This window comes from Paenibacillus sp. OSY-SE (genome assembly GCF_000283315.1).
GTDB lineage: Bacteria > Bacillota > Bacilli > Paenibacillales > Paenibacillaceae > Paenibacillus_B > Paenibacillus_B profundus.
In genome coordinates this window covers 1-10,304 of the sequence record NZ_ALKF01000112.1, presented here as the reverse complement: position 1 = coordinate 10,304, position 10,304 = coordinate 1, and the positions used below count along the sequence as shown (strand labels likewise).

Annotated in this window: 8 protein-coding genes; all 8 read right to left on the bottom strand. The window is 49.6% G+C overall.

From position 1 onward, the window contains the following. Positions 1 to 661: 661 nt before the first annotated feature. The gene (locus tag A372_RS0101010) at positions 662 to 2,278 is read right to left on the bottom strand and encodes a glycoside hydrolase family 13 protein (protein WP_019418989.1); all 1,617 of its coding nucleotides are present in this window, start codon (positions 2,276 to 2,278) and stop codon (positions 662 to 664) included. 121 nt (positions 2,279 to 2,399) lie between these two features. Then, positions 2,400 to 4,490 (bottom strand): amylo-alpha-1,6-glucosidase, encoded by a 2,091-nt coding sequence (locus A372_RS0101005; protein WP_019418988.1) that lies wholly within the window; start codon positions 4,488 to 4,490, stop codon positions 2,400 to 2,402. A 235-nt stretch (positions 4,491 to 4,725) separates the two neighbouring features. Continuing rightward, on the bottom strand, positions 4,726 to 5,550 hold the full coding sequence (locus tag A372_RS0101000) for a carbohydrate ABC transporter permease (protein WP_019418987.1): 825 nt from the start codon (positions 5,548 to 5,550) through the stop codon (positions 4,726 to 4,728). A 6-nt stretch (positions 5,551 to 5,556) separates the two neighbouring features. Continuing rightward, positions 5,557 to 6,504: a carbohydrate ABC transporter permease gene (locus A372_RS0100995; RefSeq protein ID WP_019418986.1), complete on the bottom strand. Its 948-nt coding sequence runs from the start codon at positions 6,502 to 6,504 to the stop codon at positions 5,557 to 5,559. Positions 6,505 to 6,595: 91 nt separating this feature from the next. Further along, the gene (locus A372_RS0100990) at positions 6,596 to 7,834 is read right to left on the bottom strand and encodes an ABC transporter substrate-binding protein (protein ID WP_019418985.1); all 1,239 of its coding nucleotides are present in this window, start codon (positions 7,832 to 7,834) and stop codon (positions 6,596 to 6,598) included. 482 nt (positions 7,835 to 8,316) lie between these two features. Continuing rightward, positions 8,317 to 8,892, bottom strand: a complete 576-nt coding sequence (locus A372_RS32835; protein WP_019418984.1) for a hypothetical protein — start codon at positions 8,890 to 8,892, stop codon at positions 8,317 to 8,319. Between the two features lie 52 nt (positions 8,893 to 8,944). Then, the gene (locus tag A372_RS0100980; RefSeq protein WP_019418983.1) at positions 8,945 to 9,403 is read right to left on the bottom strand and encodes a GNAT family N-acetyltransferase; all 459 of its coding nucleotides are present in this window, start codon (positions 9,401 to 9,403) and stop codon (positions 8,945 to 8,947) included. Positions 9,404 to 9,586: 183 nt separating this feature from the next. Then, on the bottom strand, positions 9,587 to 10,304 hold a 718-nt coding region (locus A372_RS32830; protein WP_019418982.1), incomplete at its 5' end, for a hypothetical protein.

Genomic DNA, 10,304 nt, shown 5'->3' with positions numbered 1-10,304 from the left:
GAAGCGGTGTTTTTCTATTTTCAAGAGTTATATTTAACTTAGTCTAGGCTCATACAGATCAAACAACTAAGCCGTGTTCGGCTCTGCGAAAGTTGAGTAATAAACACATACAAATATTTTTTTATTTGAAGCCACTTTATTGGCTTCTTTTTGTTTGTGTGGAAACACATCTTCTCGTATATCTAACTCAATGGTTCAAAAATGCTTCACCACCATAGTCTGCTTTGAGGCTACAATCATCCAATAGGTCAATCAGAAAAGCCGACTCGAACTTCCCCCTGATGACGTGAGAATTGTTTGACTTGCTGACCTAGATGATACCCCTATGAAGTGAGCCACTCTTCTGAGTTTGTCTTACCATTCCCAGTGTCAGCAAGATTAAAAATTATAGCGGCATGCTTCTTGGCAGATGCGGATCGAATAACCACGGAAAATGCCGTCTCTTAGCTTGAAAGCAAGAGAAGCTGCAAAATCTATTTCATTTAATTTTATTCGACTATCTCCGACCAAGACTTGACTCAACCCTCGGCTCGCTAATTTTTCTACCAGTAGCGTACATAAAATGATACATCAACATTTTAATTAAACTCGTTATAAACAAAAAACATCCCCTACCAAGGCCTCCGCCCCAATAAAGGATGTTCTCTGCTCTATTCAACTCCTACGCCAACCGATACACCCGCGCCTCATACGGCTTCAACCGCAGCTCACCTGCATCCGATTCCACCGCATAATTCCCAATAAGCAGCTCCGCTCCCTCTAATGACACAGAAGCAGGTAGTTCACACGCCACCACCGTTTGCTCCGAAATGTTCAGCACTATAAGCCATTTCTCCCCATCCAAAGAACGGGTGTAAGCATAGATCTGCTCATGCTCCTCCAACAGCGGCTCGTAGCTGCCGTAGACCATCACCGGATGCTGCTTCCGCAGCTGGATGAGCGTCTTGTAGTAGTAAAAGACAGAGTTCGGATCGGACAGTGCCGCGCTCACGTTGATATCGCGGTAGTTCGGATTCACTTTTATCCATGGAGTGCCGTCGGTGAAGCCGCCGTTCGAAGAGTCGTCCCACTGCATCGGCGTGCGGGAATTATCCCGCGCCAGATGAAGCAGGCTCTCGAACACTTCCTGCGGATCGCGGCCCTTGCCGACTTCTTCCTTATATTTGTTTTTCATCGCGATATCGTTGTAGTCGTCGATGGAATCGAAGCGGACGCCGGTCATCCCAATCTCTTCCCCTTGATAGATGTACGGCATGCCGGGCAGCGTATGCAGCAGCGTCGCGAAGCACTTCGCCGATTCCACGCGGTGCGTCGTATCGTTGCCGAACCGGGTGACGACGCGGGTATGGTCATGGTTGTTCAGGAATTGAGAATTCCAGCCCTTCCCCCACATGCCTTCATACCACCGCTTCTGAATCTCCTTGAAGCGCTGCATATCCCAATGCGCCATATAGTCGCACACTTCGAAGTGGAATAACGTATGCAGCTCGCCGCGCTCTTCGCCCACATACAGCACGCCGTCTTCGGGCGTAACGAACGGGATTTCCCCGACTGTGAATATGTCGTAATGCTTCAGCACCTTGTCGTGCATCTCTTGCAGGTATTCATGAATACCGGGGTTGTTGCCCAAGTATGAAATGTCGTCCGGGTTCGCCGCATCCGGGAATCCGGCCTGCTTCGCGAGCAGGTTAATGACGTCCATGCGGAAGCCGTCGATGCCCTTATCCAGCCAGAAGCGCATCATGTCGTATATTTCCTCGCGCACGCGCGGGTTGTCCCAGTTCAGGTCAGGCTGCTGCACGGCGAAGGAATGGAAGTAATATTCTCCCGTCGCTTCGTCATATTCCCACGTGGAAGGGGTGAAGTACGAGCGCCAGTTGTTCGGCTCCTTCCGCCAGATGTAATAGTCCCGCTTCGGATGGTCCTTCGCCGAGCGCGACTCCGTGAACCACGGATGCTGATCGGAGGTATGGTTCACGACCAAGTCCATAATGAGCTTCATGCCGCGGGCATGCGCCTCTTGCAGCAAGCGGTCAAAGGTGTCCATCGTGCCCGCTTTCGGCATAACTGAGCGGTAGTCCGCAATATCGTAGCCGTTATCCACATCCGGCGAGCCGAAGCACGGATTGAGCCAGATGACGTCTGCTCCGAGATCGTGGATATAGTCGAGCTTCCGAATGACCCCCTCTAAATCTCCGTATCCATCCCCATTCGTATCATTGAAGCTTCTCCAATATACCTGATATACAACAGCCTCTTTCCACCACGTTCGCTTCATCTGCCTGCTCCTTCCTGCATCTTCTGCCACTATCCTTCTCATCTATTGCGATTATTGCGAGAATCGGCCGTCACGAAGACGGCCGTTATTTATTACTCTATTTACACTACTTCCATATACACTACTCTTCCACGCCGGATTGCACAATGGTCAATCCAGTCGTGTTGCCAAGCACCTCGACGCTTACCTCGTCTGCACCGTCCGCCAGACGGGTCACCTTCAAGGACAGCTCGCCCGCGCCAATGCGCAGCCGCTCGACCGTCAGCTCGCCGATCGCTTCCGGCAGCATCGGATTGATGCGAACCTCGCCTGCCGGAACGTTCGGATCCAATCCGAGCATCGCCTGCACGAAGGCGACCGCCGTGCCCGCCGACCATGCCTGCGGGGAGCAGGTTGAAGGATACGGCACCGGTTCGCCAAGTTCCGCCCCGTGTCCGCAATACAATTCGGGCAGCCGTTGATACTCGAAATGCTGCGACGCATCTAGCAATCCAGAGATGACCTTGCCCGCTTCCCGCTTGAAGCCCAAGCGGCTCAAGCCGAGCAGAATCAAGGCATTGTCGTGCGGCCAGACGCTGCCGTTATGATAGCTCATCGGGTAATATCCAGCCGCCTCCGTGCTCATCGTGCGGATGCCGTATCCGCCGAACATGTCTGCCGCAAGGAGCCGCGCGGCGACCTGCTCCGCACGCGAACGCTCCGGCAGACCAGACAGGAGCAGATGTCCCGGATTGGAGGTGACGGACTCCACTTGACGCTGTTCTTTGTCGAGCGCAATCGCATAGAAACCTTCCCGTTCCATCCAAAAGTCCCGCTCGAATCTGGCCTGCAGCTCTTGCGCTTCCCGTTCCAGCCTTTCCGCCAGCGCGGCATCGCCCATAGCGGCGAATACCGATGCAAGGCTCTTTTTCGCCTGATATACATACCCTTGCACCTCGGATAGTGCGATCGGTGAAGCGGCATATTCTCCAGACGCATGGACCATCGAATTGCTCGAATCCTTCCAGCCTTGGTTCGGGAATCCCTTCTCCGCCTCTTGATGGTACGTTACGAACCCTGCGCCTGCCAAGACAGCACGGTCGATCCATTCGAGCGCGCGCAGCATGTTCGGCTTAAGCTCTTCAGCAAGCGTCAGATCGCCTGTCCAGCGCACATATTCGCCGATGAGCGCAAGGAACAGCGGTGTGGAATCGACGGTTCCATAGTAAGGGGAGAACGGGGACTGCTTCGTCGTCACCAGCTCGCCGAATCGGATCTCGTGCATAATCTTGCCGGGCTGCTCATCGCGCCATGCATCCCGAGCCTTGCCCTGATAAGCCGCCAGCGTCCGCAGCGTGCCCTTCACCTTCTCTGGACGAAGCGGCAGCATGAACAAGGACGTGATCAGACTGTCCCGGCCGAACGGAACCGCAAACCATGGCAGTCCGGCCACCGGGGTATCGCCATAGCCGACATCGGTCATGAGCATCCGCAAATCCTGCACCCCGCGCCGATACAGTCCGTTGAACAGCTCGGAATCGGTCGTGACGCTGACCGTCTCCTCATCCCATGCCGCATAGGACGCCTCCAAGCGGCTCAGGCCTTCCTCGAACGGCAGCACAACCGCCGCCTTCTGCCCTGCCAATAACGGCATGATGGCGAAGCAGATGCGCACCGACTCCTTTGGATCAAGCTCCAGCACGAAGCTTACCGTACCGTCTTCCTCCACGCGTCCCGCTTCCCGGTCCCACTGCACCACGGTTTCCCGCAACATGTCGTCCGCGCCCTCATAACGGATCGACGCATGCCGCTCTCCCGTCTCGCGGCCGATAATCCGTCCCACTTCACCCGTCCGGTATTTCCGGACGAGGAACATATCTTGGAAGTCAGCATCGAACGAAACCGCTAGCTCACAGGCGGCCGCCTTCGGGAAATAGTTCGTCACCGTCATCCGCTCATACAGCACGCCGTCGTAAATGAACCGCTCCCGCTGGAGCTCGATCGCCCCTTCGTCCTTGCGCTCCTTCATCGTCCGGATGGACGCGAAGTAGCTTTTGTCCGACGCCGAGGATAGCAGCGCAGGCTTCTCGCCGTCAATATATACTTCCATGCGGCTCAAGAACCGCGTATCCTTCGTATACAGGCCATATCCGCCGTCATGTTCCGCCGCGATATCCCCGCCCTTGTCCGTCAAGTAGAACACATCGCCTTCTTTAATGACACAATAGTCCATGTTTCCGCCTCATTTCCTTGTCATTTTGCAACGCATCGGCAAATCATCGATGCAATCCACATCCATGTCGTCTGTCTATCCTTCATTTAAATATCTAACTCCTGACTTATCATCATAATGTGTACAGGCATCCCTTCTGTGCTGCTGTTAAATAACTGATTTAACTGAACTGATACAGAAGCAGACTCCATGCGGCATCTGTCCATTCCTCTCCGCTTCCACTTGTACCTCTTCCTTATCCCTTGATGCCGGAGCTGGAAATGCCCTCAACATACTGCTTCTGGAACAGGAAGAAGAAGATAAGAATCGGCAAGGTAGACAGCACGACCCCGGCCATGATGAGCGGAGTATTCTCGAAAAACATATCCTTGACGCTGTTGAGTCCGACGACAAGCACGTATTGGTCAGGATTGTTGGCCAGCGTGCTCGGAATGAGATAGCTGTTCCACGTGCCCGCGAATGCGAGTATCGACATCGTGATGAGCGGTGACTTCGCCAGCGGATAGACGATGCGCCAGAACGAGCCCATCTTCGTCAAGCCATCCAGTCTGGCCGCCTCAATGAATTCATTCGGCACGCTGATGAAAAATTGTCTCATCATGAAGATGTACAGACACTGATACAGAAACGGTACGGTTAACGCCGCGAACGTATTCAACCAGCCAATCTGCGCCATATTGACGTAGACCGGAATCAAAATCATCTGATACGGCACCATCATCGTCGCCACGACGATCCAGAAGATGAGCCGCTTGCCCGCGAACTCCAGCTTCGCCAGCGCAAAGCCCGCCATCGGATTGATGATCAGGCTGCCGATAATGACGAGCCCCGTCATGATGACCGTGTTCAGGAACCATTTCGGCACGTTATACGCATCATTCGTGAAGAACAGCTTGTAATTGTCTATCGTCCAATGCGGCATGCCCGCAAGCTTATTGACATCCTGCATCGTCACGAACGAGGTATATAACGTATAGGCGAATGGAAGAAAGAACACCAGTGCGAGCAAGAGGACGACGATATAATGAAGCAATTGGGTAAAGCGCTTGTTAGCCTGCATTTGGTGTCACTCCTTATCGCCCAACCATTTTTTCTGAAGGAACGTAATGAACATAATAATGAAGAAAAATAAAACGACGGCCGCGCTTCCGTAACCGATATTCATATACCGGATGCCGTGCTGATAGAAGTACGTGACGACCGTGCTCGTCGCTCCGGCCGGAGAACCTAATGCGCCGTATCGCGAGATGGCGGCGATCTGATCGTAGATCTGGAAGCCGAGCAGCGTCGCTACCGACACGACGAAGAACGTGACTGGCTTCAGAGAAGGGAGCGTAATATAACGGAACTGCGCCCATTTGGACGCGCCATCCATCTGCCCCGCTTCATACAGATCCCGCGGAATCTCCTGCAGCCCGGACAAATACACGATCATGCTGAACCCGCACTGCTGGAAAATAAACAAGATGCTGACGAACAAAAGCGCATAGCGCGTATCTGCGAACCAAGTCACATCTTCGAACCCGAATAGCGTGAAAAACTTCGTCACGAAGGTCCCCTTCTTGAACAGCATCATGAACACCGTCGTCACCGCGATCTGCGACGTAATATACGGAATGAAGAAGACCGTGCGGAATATTCCCTGGCCCTTCATTTTCTGATTGACGAGCACCGCCATCAGCAAGCCAAGCATCGTCTGCACCGGAACGGCGATAACGACGATTTGCAAGGAATGAAGCACCGCCTGATAGAATTCAGGGTCATTCAAAATCTTGATATAGTTCTGCAGACCAATGAATGTCGCATCGTTCAACGCCGTGAAGCTGACATCCTGGAAGCTGCGGAGGAAGGACTGTGCGAACGGGTACAGAAACCACCATACCCATAGCACCAAAAACGGCAGCGTGAACAGCCAGCCGACCGCAGCATCCGAATCGGCGAGCGATCGGAGCCATGACGGACGGTTCGAGCGACTGCGATCAATCATTGCATTTCTATTCTCATAGGCAGCCATTTGCAAGCCTCCTGAATGTTCAATATTAAGTCGCCATATCGGCGAATAAAGCGGTTCCCGCTTCACAAGACGGAAACGGGAACCCGATTACCTACTGAAATTGTTGCTGAATGCCGTCGAGCAATTGCTGCGGCGACTGGCTTGTTCCGCCCAGAATAGCCGCTTCCAGCTGTTTCACCAATTCATCAATGAACTTCTTCGTTTCTGCCGGATAAGCGAAGTCAGTGCTATAGTCGAGCGCCTTCTCCACCGCCTTGAACTCCGGATTCTCTTCGAAATATTTTGCCGACAAGCTCGTTACCGCCGAATTAAAGCCAAGCTTCAGGAACTCGGTCTGTGTCTTGTCATTTGTCAAATAGTACGCAGCCTTGAGCGCCGCTTCCTTGTTCTTCGCGTCCTTCAATACGACATAAGCGTCGGAAATCATCGTGCCGCCATTGACTGTGCCCTTAGGCACCGGAAGCGCGACATAGTTCAGGTTCGGATTGGCATCCTTCAAATAGCCTTTGTACCAATATCCGCCCGTCGTCATCGCCGCTTTGCCGTTCGCAAATACTTCGCCATCCCAGCCGTAACCCAACGCTTTCGGTGTAACGGCTACGCCTTCTTTGTACATACCAAAAATCTTCTGCAGCGCCTGCACGTTCTCGGCCGAGTTGATCGTCTTCCCGTTGCCCCAGCCGCCGCCGTAGCTCTTGACATAGTTCGTGATATGATAGGCATCGATGTTGATTGTAATGCCGTACACGTCATCCTTCGTCAATTTCTTGGCGGCCGCTTCCACTTCGTCCCATGTCTGCGGATACTCACCAAGACCCGCTTCCTTCCACATGTCGGCGTTGATGAAGAACATCGACGGCATCGTCAGGTTCGGAATGCCATACAGCTTATCATCCACCTTCCAAATATCCGCCGACGAAGCCGCGAAGCGGTTCATGTCGATATCCGCCGATGCAATCAACTCGTCCAACGAAGTGAACAAGCCTTTGTTGACATACTCGTACGCCCCTTCGTTGGAAATCTTAATGAAGTCCGGCGCTACACCCGCCGCAATTTCACCCGGCAGCACATTCCAGAACTGCTCGCTGCTCGGATACTGCTTGATTTTCAATTCCAAATTCGGATACTGATCGCTAATGGAAGCCGCTGCATCCTGATAAATTTTCAAATCCTGCGCCGTGCCCCAGAACCCCATCGTCACCGTCGCTTTTTCCTGTGACTCATCCTTGTCCACCGCCGGGATGCCGCCCCCGTTGTCCTTGCCGCAAGCTGTAACCAGCAGCAGCAGCGACACCAGCATGAACACGGTAAGCCTTTTCATTTTGCTCATGACCTCTCCTCCAAACCTGTTCGGTTGTGAACCTCTAAATACAATGGTACCGGTTTCAGCCGGCAGGCGACATTATTGAAATGATGATTCATTTATCAGGATTGACTTTGTTTCTGGAGCTTAACAGCAGCCCCTCCAAGATGAGCCGTTTTATTTAACGCGATTGACATTTCTTTAACGAAATCGAACTATCTTATTTGGTGAAGGTCTTCGTGCCAATGTGTAAGCAAGTTACACTCGATGATGTTCAGTACATTGTAAAAAAAACACAAACAACCCCCAGAGGAACTTATTGTTATAAGTCCCCTCCGAGGGTTGCCGTTTTATGTATGTTATTTTCAGACCATGGTTTCAGCAATCTGGATCAGGTTGTCCTTCGTCAATTTATTTTCCGGGTTCGTTGAGATTCTAAATGGCTTGCCCTTTTCGAACCAAAGAAGGCTATAGGAAACTTTTCCTAACGAATTTTATGGCAAATAATTTTACAGGTTGTATTTTTTTCTCATTTTTTCTTTTTCGACTTCTGTCCTAGGATCATCTATAACTGACAAATTCAGCTTATCTACCACCTCGTTAACGACATCATCAATCGTTAAATCATCAACATTTATTTTGAAAGCTTGAATATCAGCTATTTCTTGTCGCTTTATACTAAATTGTTTATAAGGCCATGAGTCTGCGCCTTCTCCACGAGAACTTAGATTAATTAACAATTTTTCATTCGAAATATCTAAAACTATCTCTTTACTATCTATTCCGTTATCTTTTAAGCCTCCAAAAATTTGTTCTCGATATAACTGATTAGTTAGCGTCATTGGAACAATAATTGTTTTTTGAGGAAGTCTGCTAGAAAGCTCTGTGAGAACAGATACAACCATTTCTCTCCATGCCAAATAATGCTGAAAATCATTTTCGGCTGCCTCAGCAGGAACAACGTTCATCAAGTGTGAACCCAAATCTTCAGGATCATATCGCATGGAATCTGGAAGCAGATAGTCGAGCTCATAAGAAAGTGTTGTTTTACCAGCGCCAAATGTTCCGTTTATCCATAAAATCATAATTTCACCTTCTCATTCTTAATCGTCATGCTTAAATTCCCCCTAATCCTTATCAGACCAAATACATATGCTTGTCCTTATCTTTAAACCCCATTTTTTCGTACAATTTGAGAGCTTCATCATTATTTGTTAACACGTTCAATTCCAAATAATCTAAGTTTCGTTCCTTCTGCCAATGGCTGCAAGCTTTAATTAATTCTTGAGCATAGCCCCTCCCACGAGCAACAGGATCAACAACCAAATCCATTAAATAGGCGTATTTATGAGGAACAAACATAGAATAGGGTGGTGTTTGATTTTCAACAACAAGTGCAAACCCATAGATTTCCCCCTCATCTAAAACTAAAAGAAAATCACTTTTGTCAGAAGAAATCTGTTCGGATATGAACGCCCTAGATTGTTCGGCTGAATGGAAGAAAAGCGGTTGTTTCTTTGCTATACTATCTATCAGAATTTTATATAATTCATGAATACACCCAACGTTTTTTTGCTCTGCTTTAACAATCTTCATTATTACAACTCACTTTCATCTACTTTTCCATTATTTATTATCTAGTAATGTTCAAAAAAACACAAACAACCCCCGGAGGAGCACTTATTATTATAAGTCCCCTCTGAGGGTTGCCGCTCTTCATATGCTTATTTGTCTGTTTTAGACAGCCTGCATTCAGCCGTTTATTGCGACTTTTTGTATTTATTTTCTGACCATCGTTTCAGCAAGCTTGATGAGCTTCTCCTTCGTCAAGGGGTTCTCTGGATTCGTTGTGATTGTAAATTGCTTGCCCTTCTCGAACCAAATAAGGGTGTTTCTTATGAGTTCTGGATTATTTGCGAATTTCGGATTTTTCTTTATGATTTCAGCAGAAGATTGATAAGAATATTCTTTCTGATCGATAGTAACTCCCTTCGGATCAAAAGCGATATAGCTCAAAATCAAATTATTTTCCCCATTCGTATACTCCAGCTTAATTGAATCAGCTTTTGACCAATTATACTTTTTCGAATATACCTCTTTCCCTTTCTTTTTAGCCTCCGCCTTCAATTCTTTCTGAAACTGTTGATCTATTTCGCCATGGAGCTTTCCCTTGGCGAAGGTATATTCTTCCGGCATGGCAGATGGCTGTTGCAGCACCGTCCCTTTCAAGGTGGACGCCTTCTTCATGTAATCCGCGTATGTATTGAATTCAGGACTTGATGCCCCCATGTAAAAAAACTCCATTCCAGACTTCTTCGATTTGTCATTACTGACATAAACACAATATGTATCGTCCGGATTTTTCTCGAGTATTTTATCCAGTCTGTCCATCTCTTCTTTTTCCATCTTTTCCTTTGCGGTTAATGCCTTTGCGGCGGTCGTCTTCACTGCTATATCCTTTACGATTGGGGATGGAGCTGCCTCCGCAGCTATATTC